This is a genomic window from Pseudomonas paralactis, from assembly GCF_001439735.1.
In the GTDB taxonomy this organism is placed as follows: Bacteria; Pseudomonadota; Gammaproteobacteria; order Pseudomonadales; family Pseudomonadaceae; genus Aquipseudomonas; species Aquipseudomonas paralactis.
Genome location: NZ_JYLN01000001.1, coordinates 195,192 through 214,493, shown reverse-complemented (window position 1 = coordinate 214,493; position 19,302 = coordinate 195,192). Strand labels below are relative to the sequence as shown.

Here is a 19,302-nt window from a genome sequence, read left to right as displayed (position 1 = left end):
GGCTTGGGCGCAGCATCTTCAGTATCTAACCGGAGGTGAGCGCCATGCACTCGATTGAAGCAACCCCTTGGCATGTCGGCGAACGACAGATGCAGGAAAGTGCCGGCGTCTCTGAACGCATGGCCATGATCGGGCCCAAGGTCATTCGTGATCATCTGCCTGAGCAGCACCGCGATTTCTATCCTCTGTTGCCGTACTTGATCGCGGGCGTGGTGGACGAACAAGGCATCCCCTGGGCGACGATGCTGGAAGGCGCACCCGGGTTCGCGCATTCACCGGATCCACACACGCTGCAGATCGACAGCCTGCCCGCCAAAAGCGATCCTGCCTGGGCCGGGGTAACGGATGGCGCGGCGATCGGCCTGCTGGGCATCGACCTCAACACCCGCCGCCGCAACCGCATGAATGGCCGGATTGGAATGCTTGATCAAGAAGGCTTGGCGGTCGAGGTGGTGCACACCTTTGGCAATTGCCCCAAGTACATCCAACTGCGCCCCGTCGCCGGGATTGCACGCAAACCCGGCAACGCTGCCGAGCGCAGCAATGGCCTGGACGCTGCTGCACAAGCGCTGATCCGCAACGCTGACACCTTCTTCGTCGCCAGCTACATCGACCAGCACGGCGAACGCTCGGTGGACGTTTCCCATCGCGGCGGCAACACGGGGTTTGTGCGGGTGGAGGGTAACGTGCTGACCATCCCGGATTTTGCCGGCAACCTGTTCTTCAACACCCTTGGCAACCTGCACGCCAATCCGGTGGCAGGGTTATTGTTTGTGGATTTTGAGACCGGCGACGTGCTGCAAGTGGCCGGGCGTACTTCGTTGATCCTGAGCGGGCCGCAAGTGGCTGAGTTTGCAGGCGCGCAGCGCTTGTGGACGGTGACGGTGGAGCACATGGTCCGCCGCCCGGCAGCCTTGGCCTTGCGTTGGCAATTCGCTGAGTTTTCGCCGCACAGCCTGGCGATGGGCATCGGGTAGCCTGTCACCCGCTCCCTGGCACAGCCAGATCAAATGTGGGAGGGCGCTTGCCCTCGATGAGGCAGTGTCAGCCAACACATCTGTGACTGACCCACCGCAATCGGGGGCAAGCCCCCTCCCACAGGGGAACGTCATTGCCTGTTGAGTTTGCGTTTGCTCATCAGGCCGCCGGGCATTCCCGGTTCAGCGCTTCATCGACCAGCAACTGCGCAATCTCGATCATCTGCACCACAGCCAGCACGTGCTTGCGGCGCTGACCGTCAAGCTGTTCGGCACAGTCGTAGGCACAGACAGTCGCTGACTCCAGCATTTCGCTGGCATTGCTCAAGGCGGCTTCAGTGCTGAGTCCGGGGCGAACGGTGAAGATGACATCGGGAGGTAGTTGCGGGTTGTCATCCGAGGGGGATGACGGGGGATTGGGTGTGACTTTTTTCATACGGTTGCTCCTGGAGTTAGAGGAGCCGCCACAATCACTTCCACATGATGGGGTGGCGACTGTACGCAGGTGTGGAAGACCGGACTCCAGGACCCCGGCGCACTCGAAAGTGCCCCGCGCACAGCCGCCATAACACTTTATAGCGAGCATGAAAAAAGCGCCCGCTAAGGCTATGGGCGCTTATACGCCTGGAGAGTTCGGGCTTCCACACCCGTTCGCTGATTTTGCAGCGACCCGCGAAGGTTAGCGGCGAGGCTCATCGGACGCAACCCGAAGTTTGTGTAAGAGCCGTCTGACGAATTCAGTCTATGGAAGGCGGTTGGCCTGACCCGCAGTTTTGCCATAGTCAGTGTGGGGAAACAGTTGGTTGGTCATCTCGATGATCTTGCTTTGTGCATCAATAAACTTGCCCATTCGGGCGCCGCCGGAGGTTGAGTCATACAGTGCCTGTCCGATCCGACGACCGTTCTCGAACACCTGAATATCGGCGAAGCTCATATACAACGCCATGTCCCAGCTCCATGTACCGATGTAAGTGGTCGAAAGCGCGCAATTGGCGGGCGGGGTGCCTGGCGGTAACTCGCGGGTTTGAAAGCCTTTACTGCGCAATTGGGCTGTGTAGGTGGTGTTGAAGCCTTCACGCAAGCCGGCAGCGGGGATCATGCAGATTTCAGGCGAGTGAACAGTCGAGGAGGGGACGGGCGTGACGGTTTGCGTGATGCTGCAGCCGGTGAGGGCGCTGCATACCAGTAAGCAAGCGAGGGTTGTTACCTGGCGCATAGCGACCTCCATGCCATAAGTAGTGGCTGTATGATAGCAGTGATCGTCCAGCGTCGAGCACGATGGTTCGGGTGCAGCAGATCGAATGTGGGAGGGGGTTTGTACACGGAGTGGTAGACCGGTCATAGAAACCCGGCAGGCCGAAGCCTCCCATGCACAGCCGCCACAAAGCAGCCCGCATAAAAAAACGCCCTTGAGCGTTTCGGGGTCTATGAAATAACTGGGCTACCACACCCATTCGCTGATTTTGCAGCGACCCGCGAAGGCTAGCGGCGAGGCTCATCGGACGCAACCCGAAAGTTGCGTAAGAGCGGTCCGACAAGCGCGCCATTGCGGGTACGCTGAATAACCCATGTAGGAGTGAGCTTGCTCGCGAAAAACGTCAACGATAACGCGGGCTTCCTGAGTAAGCGCGGCGCCTGCGGGTTTTTCGCGAGCAAGCTCGCTCCTACAGCCATTCAATACCGAATCATCACCGATTTAAGCTCGGTGTAATCCTCGATAAACGCACTGCCAAACTCCCGCCCAACCCCCGAAGACCGGCTGCCGCCAAACGGCACCGCCGGGTCGAGCAGGGTGTGCATGTTCACCCACAAGGTGCCTGCCTTGATCGCCGGGATCATGCGCAGGGCCTTGCCCAGGTCGTTGGTCCACAGGCTGGCACTCAACCCGTAGGGCCCGTGGTTCATCAGCGCCAGCAGTTCGTCTTCGTCGTCGTAGGGCAGGAAGGTGGCGATGGGGCCGAAGGTTTCTTCGTTGAGCAGGGTGTCGTGCAGGTGGTTGGCAAGGATTACGGTGGGTTCGACGTAGCAGCCGGGGCGGTCGAGGAGGTGGCCGCCGTGGATGATCGTGTTGTTCTCGGCGCGGGCCTGGTTGAAGTAGCCGAGCAGTTTTTGCTGGTGCTGCTGATGGGTCAGCGGGCCGAATTCGGTGCGTTCGTCCAGGGGCGAGCCGATGTTCAGGCGGCTCAGGCGCGCGGTGAGTTTTTCCAGCACGGCGTCGATTTGTGAGCGGTGCACGAAGAAGCGTTCGGCCGCCGCGCAGATCTGCCCGGAGTGCAAGAAACCGGCTTCGATGATGCCGCCCACTGCCTTGTCTACATCCATATCCGGCAGGAAGCCGGCGGCGTTCTTGCCGCCCAGTTCCAGGGTCGCACGGGTGAGCCCGGCGCCCATGGCGCTGCGGCCGACGGCGATGCCGGTGGGCACTGAGCCGGTGAAGGACACCTTGTGCGTGCCGGGGTGTTCCACCAGGCCCTTGCCGACATGGCCGCCGCCGGTCAGCACGTTGAGCACACCCGCCGGCAGCCCGGCGTCGATGGCCAGTTCGGCGATGCGCAGCAGGGTCAGCGGTGTGAATTCGCTGGGCTTGATGATAATGCTGCAGCCGGTCACCAGCGCCGAGGCCAGCTTCCAGATGGCGATCATCGTGGAAAAATTCCACGGCACGATGCCCACCACCACGCCCACCGGCTCACGCAGGGTGAAGGCGGTGTAGCGCTCGCCATTGAATGACGGCAGAGAGGGGGCCAAGGTCTGGCCGCTGAGCTTGGTGGCCCAGCCGGCGTAGTAGCGCAGGAAGTGCGCAGCCTGGTCGACCTCGAAGGCGCGGGAAATCTGGATGATCTTGCCCGACTGACAGGTTTCGATCTGTGCCAGTTCTTCGCGGTGCTGTTCCAGCAGATCGGCCAACTTGAGCAGTACGTTGCCACGGATGGCGGGCGCGGCCTGGGACCATTGCTGGAAACCACGGTTGGCGGAAGCGACCGCGGCGTCGATATCCGCCAGGTCAGCGTCGGCCACTTCGGCGATTACCTGGCCGTTGGCGGGGTTGATGATGTTCAGGGTTTGATCGGCGTGGCTGCGCACGCTGACACCGTCGATAAACAGCCCATGGCGGCGACGCAAAAAGGCTTCGACTTGAGGCAACAGCGGGGTATCGCTCATGGCAGGTTCCTGGCAGTTCACAAAAGAAAACCCGAGGGTAACCAACGCACCGATAAGCGGCTTGACTGTGCCTGCCAGGTTTTATGCCTGTGCCTGCCGCGCCTGTGAAAAGTACAAGCTTGCCTGCCGAACGTGCATTTCCCGCCTGTACGGCCCGTTCGATACTGGCCCTGCATCCAGCGCCGTTCCGCACTTCGGAGCGCCTGTCGGACTTCCAATAATAAGCAGGGCCGTCCATGAAAAAGCCAAACCCGCTCCTTGAAGACCTCAAACCCCTTTTACCGGCCATTGCCGCGAATGCCAGCCGTGCCGAGCAACTGCGCCAGGTACCGGATGAAAATATCGCACTGCTCAAAAGCATCGGCCTGCACCGTGCCTTTCAGCCCAAGGCCTTCGGCGGCCTGGAGCTGTCGCTGCCCGAATTCGCCGACTGCATCGCTTTGCTCGCCGGCAGTTGTGCGAGTACCGCTTGGGCCATGAGTTTGTTGTGCACACACAGCCACCAACTGGCGCTGTTTTCGGCCCAGTTGCAGGAGGAAATCTGGGGCGCCAACCCGGATGCCACGGCCAGCAGCAGTATTGCGCCGTTCGGGCGCATCACTGAAGGCGAGGGCGGCGTGCACTTGAGCGGCGAAATGGGCTGGAGCAGCGGCTGCGACCATGGCGAGTGGGCGATTGTCGGCTGCCGTCGCCAGAACGCCGAGGGCACCCAGGATTACTGCTTTGCCGTGTTGCCGCGCAGTGACTATCAGATTCGTGACGACTGGTTCGCAGCGGGCATGAAAGGCAGCGGCACCAAAACCCTGATCATCGACAACGCCTGGGTGCCCGAGCACCGTATTCAGAAGGCCAGGGACATGATGGAAGGCAAGTCCGCAGGTTTTGGCCTCTACCCCGACAGCCAGATTTTCTATGCACCCTATCGGCCGTATTTCGCCAGTGGCTTCTCCACCGTCAGCCTCGGTGTGGCCGAGCGTATGCTTGAGGTGTTCCGCGAAAAAACCAGGACCCGGGTGCGCGCCTATACCGGTGCCGCCGTCGGCGCCGCCACTCCGGCGTTGATGCGCCTGGCCGAGTCCACCCACCAGGTGGCCGCCGCCCGGGCGTTCCTGGAAAAAACCTGGCAGGAACACGCCGAACACAGCGCCGCCCACCGTTACCCCACGCGAGAAACCCTGGCGTTCTGGCGCACCAACCAGGGTTATGCCACCAAGATGTGCATCGAAGCAGTAGACCGGTTGTTCGCCGCTGCGGGCGGCAATGCCTGGTTCGAGCACAACGAAATGCAGCGCCTGTTCCGCGATTCCCATATGACCGGCGCCCATGCCTATACCGACTACGACGTGTGCGCGCAGATCCTCGGCCGTGAGCTGATGGGCCTGGAGCCCGACCCGAGCATGGTGTAGCCGCGTTGATCACCCGATAACAATAAGGGCGGCCACTGACGGCCACCCGGGAGTCTTGCATGTCTGACGTTTTCGACCCACGGGCCTTTCGCCGCGCCCTCGGCAACTTCGCCACCGGTGTAACCGTTGTCACCGCCGCCACCGCTTCCGGGCGCAAGGTCGGTGTGACCGCCAACAGTTTCAACTCTGTATCCCTCGACCCGCCGCTGGTGCTGTGGAGCATCGACAAACGCTCCAACAGCCATGAAGTGTTCGAGGAGGCCAGCCATTTTGCGGTGAATGTGTTGGCGGCGGACCAGGTGCACCTGTCCAACAACTTTGCGCGCCCCCGCGAAGACCGTTTCGCCCTGATCGAGTACGAGCCGGGGCAGGGCGGCTCGCCGGTATTCGCCGATTGCTCGGCGCGCTTTCACTGCGAGAAATACCAGCAGATCGATGGCGGCGACCACTGGATCATGATCGGCAAGGTGGTGGCGTTCGATGACTTCGGGCGTGCGCCGTTGTTGTATCACCAGGGGGCTTACGCCCAGGTGCAGGCGCTGCGTCCATGCGCGCCCGAAGCGGTTCAGAACGGTACGGCCACCACCAACTGACTGTAGACATTGGTGCCGTTGCCGCCGACCTGGTTACCGCCGGTGTCGGCCGCTTTAGCGGGTTTGTACAGGCCCAGCAGCGGCGTGATGATCAGGTGGTCGTTCACGGCCCATTCGGCGTACAGGTCCAGTTCGCGGCCATCCAGGTTGGGTTGGTCGCGGGTACTGACGGTGTTGTAGTCAAAGAACAGCGCACCGAGGGTGACGTTCTCCAGCGGCTTGACCTTGAGCGCCACGTGCTGCACCGCCGTATTGCTGTTGAATGGGCCTGAATAGTTGCCCGCCACTTCACCCTGTACCCAGGTGCCGTAGCCACGATTGAAGCCGGAGAACAGGCTGTCCCAGTTTTTCGAATAACGTGCGTAGCGGTAGGTCAGGTCGGGCGACCACGGCAGCTCGGCAAAGGTGTAGCCAGCTTCGGCGTAACCGGCATTTTGCTGGCTGTCGCGCCGGTCCTGACGGGCCAGTTCAAAGGCGAAGTGCGCGTTGTCGATGCCTGCATTGCCCGCGCCACGCAGGCTATAGAGGTTCATGCCGTTGCGCTGGCGCTGCAGGTCGGTGGCAAAGCGCTCATCTACATCAATACCGTGTAGGTAAGTCAGCCCGAGGGTGCCCGCTGCGGTGCTGTACTCCAGGGTCCCGGCGGCCATTTCGGTCAGGGCCTGGGCGCGGTTGTCGGACTTGATCCACATCAGGCTGCCATGCACGCCGTCCTTGCCGCCCAGGCGAATCACCGCAGTCTTGTCGAACGCGTGGCGCGCAGCGATGTAGTAGGCGCCGCCACGGTTGAACTCGCCGTCGCCTACGCCATTGCCGAGGTTGGGGCCGTCGTCGTTGATGATGAAACCGTCGCCCAGCATGATGATCTGGCGGCCAAACGACAGGTCTACGCCATCCGTGCCCAGCGCCGGGAACAGCTCGCCGGAGCGCCAGCCTGCGAAGGCTTCATCGAACTTGGTGGTGCGCTCGGTGCCGTTGGTCAACCCCGCCGCGTCACCGTCGCCCCAGGTGCCGGAGCTCACCAGGTTCGCCGTGCCGTACACGCCGCCCAGGTTGCCCAGGCGCTGCTCGACGCTCAGGCCGTACTTGATGAAACCCTCGCGCCAGGTGGAGCCGCCGCTGCGGCCATCATAGTTCTTCGGGCTATTGAACAGGCCGTACACGGCGAGGAAGTTGCCGGTGACCTGGGTGTCGGGATCGGCATACAACTCGATGGCCTGGGCCTGGCCGACCAGCAGCGCAATGCCCACCACGACCGCCTGGCGCAGGCGGCGGTTTTTCACTGTGTGCTCCATTGTTATTGTCCCCATCTTGGTTAAGAGTGAGGGCGCATTAGGGCGAGCGGTCGCGGGCCAAGTCTTTCATATGCGTGCCAGGCAGTTGACCCTGGCCGCCAGGCGATGCGCCGTGGCAGGCAGCAACAAAACCTTCGGCAGACAGGGGCAAGACGATCGAGCCAGGTGGGGCGCAGAGTGCCGACACACTAAAAAAACCGCTTTCGAGGACCCCACCATGTCGATCAACGACCGACTCACTGCGCACCTCAACCGGGGCACGGTAGGTTTCCCCACCGCGTTGGCCAGCACCATCGGCCTGATCATGGCAAGCCCGGTGATCCTCACCGCCACCATGGGTTTCGGTATCGGCGGCAGCGCTTTTGCCCTGGCGATGCTGATCGCCGTGGTGATGATGCTGGCCCAGGCGACCACTTTCGCCGAGGCCGCCTCGATGCTGCCCACCACCGGCTCGGTGTACGACTACATCAACTGCGGCATGGGCCGGTTCTTTGCAATCACTGGCACCTTGTCGGCGTACCTGATCGTGCATGTGTTCGCCGGCACCGCTGAAACCATCCTCGCCGGGGTCATGGCCCTGGTGAACTTTGAACACCTCAATACCCTGGCAGAATCGGCCGGCGGCTCATGGCTGCTGGGCGTGGGGTTCGTGCTGGTGTTCGGCGTGCTGAATGCCTTTGGGGTCAGCGCGTTTGGCCGGGCGGAGATCATCCTCACGTTCGGCATGTGGACCACCCTGATGGTGTTTGGTGTACTGGGCCTGATCGCCGCACCGGCGGTGCAGTTGAATGGCTGGTTCGGTGAGTCGCTGGTGGGCACCGACCTGGTCACCGTGCTGTCGCTGGTGGGCATGGCGATGTTCATGTTCGTCGGCTGTGAGTTCGTGACCCCGCTGGCACCAGACCTGCGCCAATCGGCCAAGGTCATGCCTCGGGCAATGATGCTCGGGCTGATGGGCGTGGCGACTTGCATGTTCATCTATGGCGCCGCGATGAAACGCCAGGTGGAGAACGTGGTGCTCGACGCAGCTTCAGGGGTGCACCTGTTGGACACACCCATGGCCATCCCTCGGTTTGCCGAGCAAGTGATGGGGCAGATCGGGCCGCTGTGGCTGGGTATCGGATTTCTTTTCGCCGGTGCTGCGACCATTAATACCTTGATGGCTGGTGTGCCGCGCATCCTCTACGGCATGGCGGTGGATGGTGCGTTGCCGAAGGTGTTCACCTACCTGCACCCGCGCTTCAAGACGCCGCTGCTGTGCATTCTGGTAGCGATGCTGATCCCGTGCCTGCACGCGCTGTACCTGGGCGGCAATACCGACAACATCATGCACCTGGTGCTGGCCGCGGTGTGCGCGTGGAGTTTTGCTTACCTGCTGGTGACACTGTCGGTGGTGATCCTGCGCATTCGGCGTCCGGACTTGCCCCGGGCCTATCGCTCGCCGTGGTTCCCGCTGCCGCAGATCGTCTCCAGCATCGGCATCCTGCTGGGTATGTGGTTTATCACCCCGCCAGGCATGAACCCGGCCGACATTTATGTGCCGTTTGGGGTGATGCTCGGCGTGACGGCTACCTATGCGTTGTTCTGGACCCTGGTGGTACAGAAGGTCAACCCCTTCAAGCCCGCCTGCGTTGAGGAGGTGTTGGCCAAGGAATTCAGCCACGAACCGGGGCCTGTCCATGACGGTTATAACGACTTTGCGGCAAAAACTGTGTGAGCTGTTCAGCGCAGACCGTGCACCGAGCGGTTATCGACCCGGGGTGACCCTGGCGCGCTTGCGGCGGGATCTGGGCCTGGCGACGCTCGATGTGAATGGCCTGGTGTTTGAGCTTGTCGAGCGCACCGAATCGCAGTTGCTGATGCATGTAGTGATGACTGAATTCGTCTTGCATGTACCCACGTCCACCGAAGGGGCGGGCAGCTTCGATGTGCACCACGGTGGCGCTATTCGGCGCAACGGTATCCGCGTGCGCCGGCGTTCCGGCAGCCAGGCCATGGCTTGCGAGCTACAGGCGCGTTTGCTGGCCGACAACAGGTTGTTCGAAGCGCTGATGCCCCTGGATTTCAAGCGCCTGCGCATTGATCTCAAGGACGGGCAATGGTGCGTGCGCCTGGAGCATATGGGCGGCAGCGAGGTGGTCAACCGGATGCCAGCGTTTCGGCGTTACATTGCTGTCAGCCCTGAGCAACGCAACCATCTACTGGCGGCCTTGGCGGGAATCAAGCGGGCGCTGTCGACGCTGTGATTGGCATCATTAGTGCTTCTGCAAAGGGCAAACAGGTTGTTGTTGCGTGTATATAGATAACATGTTAACTATTGCATCAGAACAACAAAAAGAACGCCACTGCGGAGACACCCCCATGAGCATCCCACAGCATGCACCCGACGGGCTCGACAGCTGGAACCGCGAACTGCGCGCCGCGTGCGGCCACTTCGATACGGAACTGGCCTTCAACCGTTCGCTGTTTATTGGCCAGATCCACAACTTGCCCCGAGGCCTGGCGATCCTGCGCACCAATGCCGGGCTGATCAAACGCCCGACGCACCACGCCGATCATGATAATGACCAGGAGTGCTTCCTGGTCAGCCAGCGCAGCGGCTATTCGCAGATCACCCAAAACGAGCAGACCGTGCAACTGGCGCCCGGCGAGATGCTGTTGATGGACTCGGTGGGCTCCATCGAAATCACCCCCTTTGGTTTGATCGAACATGCGTCGCTGTCTTTGTCGCGCACCGAAGTGTGCAAGCACCTGGGCGGTCAGACGCGGGCGTTCGGCAAGATCTCCTCGACCAAAGCCTGCGGGCGCATGTTGCATGTGTTGATGGACCAACTGTGCAAGGACGACACTGACGACGACGCCACGCAAGTGGACGCACTGCAGGCGGCCTTTGTGTCGCTGCTGGGCTCGGCGCTGGAGCAGGGCGATGAACGCTGTGAAGGCGTCGCCTCGTTGCAGGGCAATAACCTGCGCAGCTACGTGCAAAAGGTTATTGATGAGTCGCTTGGCCAGCCTGGCCTGAGCCCGATTGGCCTGGCCAACCGCCTGAATATCTCGGTACGGCACCTGTACCGCTTGTTCGAGGAACAGGATGACAGCGTCTGCCGCTACATCCAGCGCGCACGGCTCAAGCGCAGCGCAGACGACTTGACCAACCCCTTCCTGCGCAGTGAATCGATCACCTCGATTGCCTACAAGTGGGGCTTTACCGACTCGGCGCACTTCAGCCGATCGTTCAAGAAGCAGTTCGAGGTATCACCCAAGGATTTTCGTTCCAGCCGGTTGCAGGCGGTGGGGGCATAAACAGCTTCTTCAAGCTGCATGAGATCCACTGTGGGAACAGGCAAGGCATTTTGTAGGAGCGAGCTTGCTCGCGAAAGACCCCCAGGCGACGCGTTCATTCAGGAAGCACGCGTTATCGTTGACGTTTTTCGCGAGCAAGCTCGCTCCTACAGTTAGTTCGGGTTTCAGGTTTCGGGTAGGGTAGACCCACCATCCACCACCAGCGTCTGCCCGGTGATATAGCCCGCCAGGTCAGAGGCCAGAAACACCATCGCCCCGGCAATATCCGCCGCCGCGCCCAGGCGCCCCAGCGGCACACGGCGGGCGATGCTCTCATTCACGGCCGCATCGCCCAGGTTACCCATCGCCGGGGTGGCGATCATGCCGGGCTCTACGCCGTTGACCCGCACATTCAACGGCGCCAGTTCCAGCGCCGCATTGCGGATAAAACCATTCACCCCCGCCTTGGACGCCGCATAGTGGCTCAGCCCCGGATAACCGACCCGGTTGCCGGTGACCGACGACGTCACCAGCACGCAGCCACGGCCTTGCTCGCGAAACATCGGCAACGCTGCCTGGGTCAGCCAGAACAGCGCCGACAGGTTCACCGCCAGGGTGCGATCCAGAATCGCTGGGGTGATGTCGGCAAAGGCGGTCAGCGGAAAGTACCCGGCGTTGTGCACCAGCACATCCAGTTGCGCCAAGCCTTGGACGCAAGCAAACACCGCTGCGGCATCCGCCAGGTCAACGCCAACGGCTTCCACCTGATAGCCCTGCGCGCACAACCCGGCAGCCACGGCTTCAGCCTGTTCAAACAGACGATCGGCAATCACCACCCGCGCGCCGCGTTGGGCAAAGGCCTGGACGATGCCCAGGCCAATCCCCTGGGCGCCGCCGGTGACCAGCACGACTTGGCCGCTGAAATCCAGATCATTGGGCATGGGCAGGCTCCAGGCGCGTAAACGCCAGCGTCGGCACGTCGACGATGCTGGACCCACCGTCCGCGACCAACGTGGCGCCGGTAATGATCGAAGCGTCGTCGCTGGCCAGGAAGCGGCATACCTTGGCGATCTCTTCGGCGCGAGCCGCACGGCGCAGCGGCACATCGGCACACACGCGTTCGTACGCCTGCTGCAAGGTGTCACCATGGGCCTGCATCAACGGCTGCATCTCGGCATCGGCCATCGGCGTGTGCACCCAGCCTGGGCACACTGCGTTCACGCGCACGCCGTGGGGGCCATAGTCGCGTGCCAGCGAGCGATTGAGCCCCAGTAGCGCATGTTTGGCCGTGGTGTAGCCGCACACCTCGGGCCCCGCCGCGAGCGAGGCAATGGAGCCGATCAGCACGACACTGCCGGCGCTTGCCTGCAACAGCGGCAGGCAGGCGCGAGCACTGTAGAACGCGCTGTCCAGGTTACTGCGCAGCGCCGCTTCCCACGTTGCCGGGCTGGTCTGGGTCGCGCTGCCCAGACCATGGCCGCCGGCACAGGCCAGCAGCACATCGAGGCGCCCGAAGTGGCTGCGGATTTGTTGGATGAAGCCGTCCCAGGTGTCCGGGCAGGCGGCATCGCCCACCAGGATCAGCCCGCCGGTGTCCTGCGCCACCTGCTCCAGTGGCTCGCGGCGCCGACCGATCAGCACCAGATGCGCGCCTTCCTGTGCGTACAAGCGTGCGCAGGCAGCGCCGATGCCGGTGCCGGCCCCGGTGATCACCACCGTGCGCGGCTCAGTCACGGGGATACTCCGTGCGGTTGAGCACCTGACAATAGGAACTGATCGGGAAGTTCGACAGCGCGTCGAAGGACGCCCCGGCATAGCCGAAGATCTTGCCATCGCTGCGGTGCTGCTGCAGGTCGATCAGCACCAGGCCGAGGGTGGGCACGATTTTCTCCTGCCAGACGAACAGGTACAGCTGCTCGGCGATCTTGTAGTAATGGCAGCGGTCGGTGTCGCACAAGCCTTTTTCCACGCCCTCAAGGCATTGCCAGGCGTAGAACCGCGGGTTGAGGTAGATGTGCTCGTAAACCTCACTGGGGCTGTAGCGGTAGTGGTTGCGCAGGCCCACCAGTTCGTCGGTCGGTGCGTGCAGGCAATGACCGGCCTGCCATGGCCGGTCGAGGCTGCCGTGCAGAAACTCGACTTGCACCGAAGTCAGCGGTTTGCCGGCCAGGGCACGGTGGTAAAGGCCTTCGTGGGTCTCTGCCGGTTCCGGCATCCGGCCAATCACCGCGGTAAAGGAAGCATTTGGCGTGTCCAGCACCAGGCTGATCGACCAGCTTTGCCCGGCCTCGTGCTTGATAAAGTCCACCAGGTACAGGCCCGGGCGAATCGAACTGGCGCGGTAGGCGGCGCTGCCGCTGGAGTGACCGTCGGCAGCGTGCCAGGCCAGGCGCTCCTGTTCGAAGCGATGCTCGATCTGCCAGCCATTGGCAAAGTGCAGGGTGAAGGTCTGGCCCGCCAGGTCGGCAAGGTTGGGCAGGATGAACGCCTCGGGGGCAAAACCGTCGGCCAGGGCGCCCACGGTGATCCAGTCGGAAGAAGTGGTCATGGCAGCGCTCCTTAAACGACGGCGAAGTAGTGTTTGACGAAACTCTCGCTGACCACTTCCCACAGCACCGGCGTGCCCTTGGTCACGAACCAGCTGTCACCGGCCTTGTAGCGGGTGGACTGGCCGGTGGACTCATCGGTGAGCACCACCTCGCCGGTGACCACGGTGGCCTGTTCGGCAAAGGGGTAGACCATGCGGAATTTGCCCTGGGTGGTGCCGAAGTAAGCGCTGCTGACCGCATCGGTCGGCGCGCCGAAGGTCATCTTGCCGAAGGCGCGTACGTCGCCTTCAAGGATTTGCGAGCCGAGGTCGGCCACGGTGCCCCAGGCGTCGAGTTCCGACAGCTGGACGTTATGTTTGATAGTGGTAAGGGTCATGGCAAATGCTCCGATAAGTGCGAGATTTTTGTAGGAGCGAGCTCGCTCGCGAAAAACGTCAAGGCAGCGCGATTGACCTGAACGCCCGCGTTATCGTTGATGTTTTTCGCGGGCAAGCCCGCTCCCACAGGGGTTAGCGGCGCCCGTTCCAGTAGCCGGACAGTTGGTGCCAGGATTTGCCTGCCGTCAGCAGCAGCGGGCGGATCGCGTCCTTGCCGATGATGGTCGGGCGGCGAATCGAGCTGACCAGGTCATAGCGCGTCGAGCCTTCGCTCATGCCTTCGGCCAGGACCTTGCAGATGATGTGGCTGGGGGTGACGCCAAAGCCTGAATAGCCCTGCACGAAGAACGCATTGCTGCGCCCCGGCAAGGTGCCGATCTGCGGGAACAGATTCGGGCTGCACGCCATCGGGCCGCCCCAGGCCAAATCAATTTTCACGTCCTTGAGGTAGGGGAAAATCTTCAGCATCAGGTGGCGGTTCCAGGCTTTTAAATCGCCCGGAATATGTTCAACCAATGGCGTCGCGGCGCCGAACAGCAGGCGGTTTTCATTGGTGACGCGGTAGTAGTCGATCACCGGGCGGATGTCGCTGTAGGCGCCACGGATCGGGCTGATGCGCTGGATCAATTCTTCGGACAATGGCTCGGTCATCATCTGGAACGCATAGGTGTTAATGGTCGAGCGGTGCAGTTCCGGCTCCAGCTTGTTGAGGAAACTGTCACAAGCCCACAGCAACTTGCTGGCGCGCACCGAACCGCGCCCGGTGCGCACGGTGATGCGCTCTCCGTAGCTGACTTCCAGGGCCGGGCTGTTCTCGAAGATTTTCACACCATGGCCGGCCAGCGCGGTGGCTTCGCCCAGCAGCAGGTTCAGCGAGTGCACATGCCCGCCGCCCATGTGCAGCAGGGCGCTGGTGTAGGCGTTGGAGCCGATGATCTGCTGCACGTCGGAGCCACCGAGAAAGCGGATCTCGTGCTGGCTGTTGACCGATTTGAAGTCTTTCTCCCAGGCACGCAGGGTTTTTTCCTGGCGGGCGTTGAAACCCATATAGCCGTAGCCGTGGCAGAAATCGGCATCGATGTTGTACTTGGCGATGCGGTTCTTGATGATGTCGGCGCCCAGGTCGCTGATCTCGAACACTTGGCGCAGGCCGTCTTCACCCACGTCCTTTTTGATCTTCTCCAGGTCATGGCCGATGCCCGCCATGATTTGCCCGCCGTTGCGGCCCGTGCCGCCAAAGCCCAGATAGCGCGCTTCAAGCACCACGATGTTGGTGATGCCTTTTTCCGCCAGTTCCAGTGCGGTGTTGATCCCGGAAAAGCCGCCGCCGATCACCACGACGTCCGCGTCGATGTCCTGCTCCAGGGTGGGGAAGCTGAGGTTGTATTTCTTGGTGGCGGTGTAATACGTGGGGGTTTCGATGTTGATCATGGCGCAGCCTGAAAAAGTGAAAGAAGGCGCTAAAGCGGATGCCTCCATTAGGGCCTCTGACGGGGTGGAAGTCTTGATCCTGCGTGCCCGGGTTTTTGATTCAGCGCGCCACGGGCACTGCCACACACAAGTTATAGCGCGCTCGCGGGCGGGGAATGTTAGAGTTTCGTTAAATTATTAACTAAATACTTCGTGACCCTGATCCCTATGCCTACACCTCGACAATCCTTGACCCTGGCCCTGCTGCAAGCCCGCGAAGCCGCGATGAGTTTTTTCCGCCCGTCCCTGAATGAACACGGCCTGACCGAACAGCAATGGCGCATCATCCGCATCCTTGAGCAGCACGGTGAGCTGGAGATTTACCAATTGGCGGAACTGGCGTGCATCCTCAAACCGAGCATGACCGGCGTGCTGGTGCGCATGGAAGCGGCCGGCATGGTGCACCGGCGCAAGGCCGAACAGGACCAGCGGCGGGTGCTTATCACTCTGGCGGACAAGGGCAAGGCGAGTTTCGAGTCCATGAGCCAGTGCATGGAGGCAAACTACCAGCGCTTGCAGGATCAGTTTGGCGAAGAGAAATTCCAGACCTTGTTGGGGTTGCTGGATGACTTGAAGAACATCAAGCGATAAACCAACAGCTGAATCACCACCGATCAACTGTGGGAGCTGGCTTGCCTGCGATAGCGCCGGGTCAGCTGGCTTATCTGTCGCTGACACACCGCTATCGCAGGCAAGCCAGCTCCCACATGGATTTCAGTAGACACCACCGGTATTGGCAGCCACAGGTACGCCTTTGAACTTCCCGGCCAGGCTTTGCAACCCGCGCATCAACACCGTGGTATCCACCCCCACCGCCACGAACGTTGCTCCCAGTTCGATATAGCGCCGTGCGAGATTTTCATCGGCGCTGAGAATCCCCGCCGCCTTACCCGCTCGAACAATACGCACGATGGCATCCTCAATCGCCGCCTGCACTTCAGGGTGCCCCGGGTTACCGCGATGCCCCATGGCCGCGCTCAAATCCGCAGGGCCAATGAACACACCGTCCACGCCTTCGACGGCGGCGATGGCGTCCAGATTGGCCAGGCCCTCGCGGTTCTCAATCTGCACCAGCAGGCACATCTGCGCGTCGGCCTGGTCGAGGTAATCGGCGATGCTGTTCCAGCGCGAGGCGCGGGTCAGGGCGCTGCCGACCCCGCGAATACCCTGGGGCGGGTAGTGCAGGGCGCGCACCAGTTCCCGGGCCTGGGCAGCGCTTTCGACCATGGGCACCAGCAGCGTCTGCGCGCCGATATCCAGCAGTTGCTTGATCAGCGCCGTGTCGCCGATCACCGGGCGGATCAGCGCCTGGCTGGGGTAGGGCGCGATGGCCTGCAATTGCGCGAGCATCCCCGGCAGCTGATTGGGCGCGTGTTCGCCGTCGATCAGCAGCCAGTCGAAGCCGGCATTGGCGGCCAACTCGGCGCTATAGGCATTGGCGAGGCCGAGCCACAGGCCGATCTGCACCTCGCCGTTGTGCAGGCGTTGTTTGAAGCGGTTGACGGGCATGTCCATGACAATCCTCCAGTGTTCAGACGAAGCGGCAGGCGATCGAACCGAGCAGGTCGTAGTCGACGTGGAAGGTATCGCCAGGGCGTGCTGCGACCGGGCGGGTAAACGAACCACCGAGAATGACCTGGCCCGGCAGCAACGTTACGTCATACGCCGCCAGCTTGTTGGCCAGCCACGCCACGCCCTTGGCCGGGTGGTTGAGCACTGCCGCCGAGACGCCGGACTCTTCGATCACGCCATTGCGATACAGCACCGCCGGCACTTTGCGCAGGTCGATCTCGGTGGGGCGCACCGCACGGCCGCCGAGCACCACACCGGCGTTGGCGGCGTTGTCGGAGATGGTGTCGAATACCTTGCGCGTGGCGTTGGTGTGCGGGTCGACCTGCTGGATGCGTGCGTCGATGATTTCCAGCGCCGGGATCACCCATTCGGTCGCGTCGAGCACATCGAACACCGTGCAATTGGGGCCCTTGAGCGGTTTGCCGAGGATGAAGGCCAGTTCCACCTCCACCCGTGGCACGATGAAACGCTCGAAGGGAATGTCGCTGCCTTCGTCGAAAAACATGTCGTCGAGCAGGGCGCCGTAATCGGGTTCGGTGATATTCGACGACACCTGCATGGCCCGTGACGTGAGGCCGATCTTGTGGCCCTTGAGCGTGCGCCCGTCCTTGATCTTTTGCGCGACCCATTCACGCTGGATGGCGTAGGCATCCTCGATCGTCATATCGGGGTAGTCGAGGGAAAACTGGCGCACCTGTTCGCGGCTGCGTTCGGCGCGGTCCAGGTGGGCGGCGGCCGCGAGGATTTGCTGGGAGTCGAGCATGGCAACGGTCTCTAGTGTGGGTTGACGATGGCAGCCTGAGTGCGCAGCACCAGCAGGCCACCGAGGGCGATAAACAGGGCAAGGACGTACAGGGCCAGGCTGGCGCTTTGGGTGGCGTCGCGCATCCAGCCGATCAGGTAGGGCGCGAGGAACGCGGCGATGCTGCCGAACGAACTGATCATGGCGATGCCCGCCGCTTGAGTGGTGTTGGAAAGAAACGCCGGCGGCAATTGCCAGAACATCGGCAGCGCCGCGCTGGCGCCCATGCCGGCCACCACCAACCCGCTCATCACCAGGAGCGCATTGCCAGGCGCAAGGCCTGCGACGGCAATACCGACAGCGGCCATCAGCAGGGGGATGCATAAGTGCCAGCGACGTTCGCGGTGGCGATCGGACGAGCGCCCGCAGCCGAGCATGAAGAAGCAACCGGCCAGGTACGGCACGGCGCTGAGCAAGCCGACCTGGCTGTCACGGCCGATGCCGGCCCCGTGGATCAGGGTGGGCATCCAGAACGCCAGGGTATTGACCGCCAGCATCACCGCAAAGTACACGGCCACCAGCAGCCACACCTGCGGGTCACGCAGGATGCCGCTGAACGAGGTGATGGTCTTGCGTTGCTCTTCGTTGCTCAACTGTGTGCGCAGTTGTTGTTTTTGCTCGCGGCTCAACCAGTGCACCGCTTCGAAACTGTCCGGCAGCCACTTGAGTACCACCAGCCCCAGCAGCACCACGGGCGCGCCTTCGATCAGGAACATCCACTGCCAGCCGCGCAGGCTGCTGACGTCTTGGAAGTTCTCCAGGATCGCCCCGGAAATCGGCCCGCCCAGCACTCCGGCCATGGGCACCGCAATGGCAAACAAGGCAGTGACCTGGGCGCGACGGCGTGCCGGGTACCAACGGTTGAGGAATACCAGGATCCCCGGGAAAAAACCGGCCTCGGCCACACCCAGCAGAAAGCGCAGCACGTAGAACCCGCGCGCGCTCTCCACCCACAACATGCCGGTGGAGAGCAGACCCCACACCACCATCAGGCAGGCGATCCAGCGTCGTGGCCCGACGCGGTCCAGGGCAATGTTGCTTGGCACGCCGAACAGTGCGTAGGCGATGAAGAACAGGCCGGCGCCGAAGCCATACACGGTGTCGCTGAAGTGCAGGTCGCTGCTCATCTGCATCTTGGCAAAACCGATGTTGATACGGTCCAGATGGGCGAACAGGTAACACACCAGCAACAATGGCATCAGGCGCCAGGTCACCAAACGATGGGTACGGTCGTGCTCGGCAAGCCGCAGGCTTGCAGTGGAATGGGCTGTGCTCATGATGTTGTTCTTCTTGTTGTTGTAGGAGCGAGCTTGCTCGCGAAAAACGTCAACGAAAACGCAGTGCTGTCGGTGACCCGCGGTGCCTGTGAGTTTATTCGCGAGCGAGCTCGCTCCTACAGGAGCCGGGGGCGTTTCAGCTCGCCGCGTTGTTCAGAAACGCATGCACATTGTTCTGCTTGAAGTTGAGCTGCGGGTGCAGCTCGATCATCTCGAACGACAGCGCCAACAACCGTTGCGCCTGCAGCTCGGCGAAGTGTGCGGTGATCACCGCGAACACTGCTTGGGCGACTGCTTCGCGCGTCGCCAGGTCGCGGCCGTGGCCGACCTTGAGGGTCATGTGCACAAAGGCGTAGTCATGCTTGCCGTCAGCCATGCGCCAGGTGTCCAGGCGCACGCCACGGCTGCGGATGCCGCCCAACGGAAACACCCCGCTGTCGCCCAGCACGCGGTGGACTTTTTCAAACAGGCCAGGCAAATCGGCCTGTGGTTCAAGGTTGTCGGTGTATTCAGCGATAAAGTGCGGCATAGGTTTCTCCC

At 62.1% G+C, this 19,302-nt stretch carries 19 protein-coding genes and 1 pseudogene; 7 read left to right on the top strand and 13 right to left on the bottom strand.

Features of this window, described 5'->3' with window-relative positions; genetic code table 11:
* Positions 1 to 44: 44 nt before the first annotated feature.
* The gene (locus TX23_RS00910) at positions 45 to 977 is read left to right on the top strand and encodes a pyridoxamine 5'-phosphate oxidase family protein (RefSeq protein WP_057700624.1); all 933 of its coding nucleotides are present in this window, start codon (positions 45 to 47) and stop codon (positions 975 to 977) included.
* Positions 978 to 1,137: 160 nt separating this feature from the next.
* On the opposite strand, the gene TX23_RS00905 is transcribed toward TX23_RS00910, so the two are convergent.
* The 3 genes from TX23_RS00905 to TX23_RS00895 form a co-directional block, all read right to left on the bottom strand.
* Positions 1,138 to 1,413, bottom strand: coding sequence for a DUF6124 family protein (locus TX23_RS00905; RefSeq protein ID WP_057700623.1), 276 nt, complete (start codon positions 1,411 to 1,413; stop codon positions 1,138 to 1,140).
* A 306-nt stretch (positions 1,414 to 1,719) separates the two neighbouring features.
* On the bottom strand, positions 1,720 to 2,193 hold the full coding sequence (locus tag TX23_RS00900) for an Sbal_3080 family lipoprotein (RefSeq protein ID WP_057700622.1): 474 nt from the start codon (positions 2,191 to 2,193) through the stop codon (positions 1,720 to 1,722).
* A 458-nt stretch (positions 2,194 to 2,651) separates the two neighbouring features.
* A complete protein-coding gene (locus TX23_RS00895; RefSeq protein ID WP_057700621.1) occupies positions 2,652 to 4,139 on the bottom strand; it encodes an aldehyde dehydrogenase family protein in 1,488 nt (495 codons plus the stop codon).
* 236 nt (positions 4,140 to 4,375) lie between these two features.
* Between TX23_RS00895 and TX23_RS00890 the strand changes: the two genes are divergently transcribed.
* Both TX23_RS00890 and TX23_RS00885 read left to right on the top strand, forming a co-directional pair.
* Positions 4,376 to 5,545, top strand: coding sequence for a p-hydroxyphenylacetate 3-hydroxylase oxygenase component (locus tag TX23_RS00890; protein WP_057700620.1), 1,170 nt, complete (start codon positions 4,376 to 4,378; stop codon positions 5,543 to 5,545).
* Positions 5,546 to 5,604: 59 nt separating this feature from the next.
* Positions 5,605 to 6,078: pseudogene (locus TX23_RS00885) on the top strand (flavin reductase family protein); the annotation flags it as partial.
* A gap of 32 nt (positions 6,079 to 6,110) precedes the next feature.
* Here TX23_RS00885 and TX23_RS00880 read toward each other — a convergent pair.
* Complete coding sequence (locus TX23_RS00880; protein WP_057700618.1) at positions 6,111 to 7,433, bottom strand: alginate export family protein; 1,323 nt, start codon at positions 7,431 to 7,433, stop codon at positions 6,111 to 6,113.
* Between the two features lie 217 nt (positions 7,434 to 7,650).
* Here TX23_RS00880 and TX23_RS00875 point away from each other — a divergent pair, with 217 nt between their 5' ends.
* The 3 genes from TX23_RS00875 (at position 7,651) to feaR (ending at position 10,736) form a co-directional block, all read left to right on the top strand.
* Positions 7,651 to 9,150, top strand: coding sequence for an APC family permease (locus tag TX23_RS00875; protein WP_057700617.1), 1,500 nt, complete (start codon positions 7,651 to 7,653; stop codon positions 9,148 to 9,150).
* Positions 9,113 to 9,679: a DUF3156 family protein gene (locus TX23_RS00870; protein WP_057700616.1), complete on the top strand. Its 567-nt coding sequence runs from the start codon at positions 9,113 to 9,115 to the stop codon at positions 9,677 to 9,679. The genes TX23_RS00875 and TX23_RS00870 overlap by 38 nt, the downstream gene beginning before the upstream one ends.
* A 115-nt stretch (positions 9,680 to 9,794) precedes the next feature.
* A complete protein-coding gene (gene feaR, locus TX23_RS00865) occupies positions 9,795 to 10,736 on the top strand; it encodes a transcriptional regulator FeaR (protein ID WP_057700615.1) in 942 nt (313 codons plus the stop codon).
* Positions 10,737 to 10,900: 164 nt separating this feature from the next.
* Here the strand turns inward: feaR and TX23_RS00860 are convergent, their stop codons facing one another.
* The 5 genes from TX23_RS00860 to TX23_RS00840 all read right to left on the bottom strand — a co-directional run bounded on the left by TX23_RS00860 (position 10,901) and on the right by TX23_RS00840 (position 15,072).
* Positions 10,901 to 11,656 carry an SDR family oxidoreductase gene (locus TX23_RS00860; RefSeq protein ID WP_057700614.1) on the bottom strand — a complete coding sequence of 252 codons (756 nt, stop codon included), beginning with the start codon at positions 11,654 to 11,656 and terminating at the stop codon, positions 10,901 to 10,903.
* Positions 11,646 to 12,449 (bottom strand): SDR family NAD(P)-dependent oxidoreductase, encoded by an 804-nt coding sequence (locus tag TX23_RS00855; protein ID WP_057700613.1) that lies wholly within the window; start codon positions 12,447 to 12,449, stop codon positions 11,646 to 11,648. The genes TX23_RS00860 and TX23_RS00855 overlap by 11 nt, the downstream gene beginning before the upstream one ends.
* Complete coding sequence (locus TX23_RS00850) at positions 12,442 to 13,263, bottom strand: molybdenum cofactor biosynthesis F family protein (protein WP_057700612.1); 822 nt, start codon at positions 13,261 to 13,263, stop codon at positions 12,442 to 12,444. Before TX23_RS00850 ends, TX23_RS00855 begins: the two co-directional genes overlap by 8 nt.
* Before the next feature lie 11 nt (positions 13,264 to 13,274).
* A complete protein-coding gene (locus TX23_RS00845) occupies positions 13,275 to 13,640 on the bottom strand; it encodes a cupin domain-containing protein (RefSeq protein ID WP_057700611.1) in 366 nt (121 codons plus the stop codon).
* Positions 13,641 to 13,773: 133 nt separating this feature from the next.
* The gene (locus TX23_RS00840; RefSeq protein ID WP_057700610.1) at positions 13,774 to 15,072 is read right to left on the bottom strand and encodes an NAD(P)/FAD-dependent oxidoreductase; all 1,299 of its coding nucleotides are present in this window, start codon (positions 15,070 to 15,072) and stop codon (positions 13,774 to 13,776) included.
* A 207-nt stretch (positions 15,073 to 15,279) separates the two neighbouring features.
* On the opposite strand from TX23_RS00840, the gene hpaR reads away from it, so the two are divergent.
* Positions 15,280 to 15,702 carry a homoprotocatechuate degradation operon regulator HpaR gene (hpaR, locus tag TX23_RS00835; RefSeq protein WP_057700609.1) on the top strand — a complete coding sequence of 141 codons (423 nt, stop codon included), beginning with the start codon at positions 15,280 to 15,282 and terminating at the stop codon, positions 15,700 to 15,702.
* A gap of 123 nt (positions 15,703 to 15,825) precedes the next feature.
* Here the strand turns inward: hpaR and hpaI are convergent, their stop codons facing one another.
* From hpaI to TX23_RS00815, 4 genes are all read right to left on the bottom strand, one after another.
* Positions 15,826 to 16,626: a 4-hydroxy-2-oxoheptanedioate aldolase gene (gene hpaI / locus TX23_RS00830; protein ID WP_057700608.1), complete on the bottom strand. Its 801-nt coding sequence runs from the start codon at positions 16,624 to 16,626 to the stop codon at positions 15,826 to 15,828.
* 16 nt (positions 16,627 to 16,642) lie between these two features.
* Positions 16,643 to 17,446, bottom strand: a complete 804-nt coding sequence (gene hpaH, locus TX23_RS00825; RefSeq protein WP_057700607.1) for a 2-oxo-hept-4-ene-1,7-dioate hydratase — start codon at positions 17,444 to 17,446, stop codon at positions 16,643 to 16,645.
* A gap of 11 nt (positions 17,447 to 17,457) precedes the next feature.
* Positions 17,458 to 18,762, bottom strand: coding sequence for an MFS transporter (locus TX23_RS00820; RefSeq protein WP_057700606.1), 1,305 nt, complete (start codon positions 18,760 to 18,762; stop codon positions 17,458 to 17,460).
* A gap of 136 nt (positions 18,763 to 18,898) precedes the next feature.
* Positions 18,899 to 19,291, bottom strand: coding sequence for a 5-carboxymethyl-2-hydroxymuconate Delta-isomerase (locus tag TX23_RS00815; protein ID WP_057700605.1), 393 nt, complete (start codon positions 19,289 to 19,291; stop codon positions 18,899 to 18,901).
* Positions 19,292 to 19,302 lie beyond the last annotated feature (11 nt).